At 49.3% G+C, this 1,188-nt stretch carries 1 protein-coding gene; it reads left to right on the top strand.

The window, feature by feature from the left end:
• Positions 1-193 precede the first annotated feature (193 nt).
• The gene (locus tag HWQ67_RS19185) at positions 194-718 is read left to right on the top strand and encodes a hypothetical protein (RefSeq protein WP_218254299.1); all 525 of its coding nucleotides are present in this window, start codon (positions 194-196) and stop codon (positions 716-718) included.
• The last annotated feature ends 470 nt before the right edge of the window (positions 719-1,188 follow it).

Here is a 1,188-nt window from a genome sequence, read left to right as displayed (position 1 = left end):
TACTCCCGGGGGAGGAAGTTCGAGTCAACAGTTGGCTCTTTCCCCTGCAGCCCGTGGACGAAGGACTAAGTACACCTATGGTCGTCGTAAGGCGCCTATGTACCGCCGTTTGTTCGGTGGTGCTAGGTTTGCTACGCCGGATGCGACAACGCGGATAGTAAATTCTTCGTCTCGGAGTAATCAGACAATTCGTGTGAACAAGACCAACGCTTTTATTCAGTATACGGGTGTTGGGGGGGGCACTGACTTTAAGTTAGTGTTATCTCCCACAACGCAGCAGGCTCCTAGCGCTGCCGCTTATGGCGCTTTATTCACTCGGATGAAAGTGCATAGTATTAAGCTTATTGCAGAGCTAATCACGATGGAACAGAGTGATGACGCATTGCTCCCTCAAGTGGCGGTTCGATACAATCATGACCCTGACTTGGCGGCTACTGGTTTTAGCTTCAATTACTTCAACTCTCTGAAGGACGTTGGAAGGAAGACACTTAACGCCACGGATAACCGCATTGAATACACTATGTACCCCCAGATTCTGCAGCCGGGGTATCAGCTACTAGGCTTGACTGCCCAGGCTGTCCCTGTCCCTTGTCCTTGGATTGATGCTACGTCCGAGCTTGCTTTGTTTGGTTTTCAGTTTTATGTCGGCCCTTTTGGGTCCGGCCAAACCATTCTTGTATCGTTAGAGTGGGACGTGTCATATAGCGAACCTAAGTAAATGTACTGCCATATATTGTAGTATCGGGGAGGGAGTAAGCGACAGCGACGGACCGACCGTTAACTAGCCTACGAGTACCCATTAGTTCCGCCCCTCACCCACGATGTATGGATCTCTGGAACTATGGAACTATTCCTAATTGGGGTATAATTTTGGGCAATAATATGGGCCAAAAGCTCGAATGGGGTGTATATATGGGCGCGGAGGGGATTTTGGTCGGCTTGTACCTAAAAATCTCCTCTGGATCTCTGGAACTATTTTGATGACGTCATATTTATATTTATGGCATATCAATCACAATTCACTTCACCTTGCACCCATAATACATGTATGTACCCGGATCACGTAAACGCGCAAGGGCTACTCCCGGGGGAGGAAGTTCGAGTCAACAGTTGGCTCTTTCCCCTGCAGCCCGTGGACGAAGGACTAAGTACACCTATGGTCGTCGTAAGGCGCCTATGTACCGCCGT

Origin of the sequence: Candidatus Magnetobacterium casense (assembly GCF_019173545.1) — a bacterium.
In the GTDB taxonomy this organism is placed as follows: domain Bacteria; phylum Nitrospirota; class Thermodesulfovibrionia; order Thermodesulfovibrionales; family Magnetobacteriaceae; genus Magnetobacterium; species Magnetobacterium cryptolimnobacter.
Note: the sequence above shows the minus strand (reverse complement) of the source record. Positions and strands in the feature narration are given on the sequence as shown.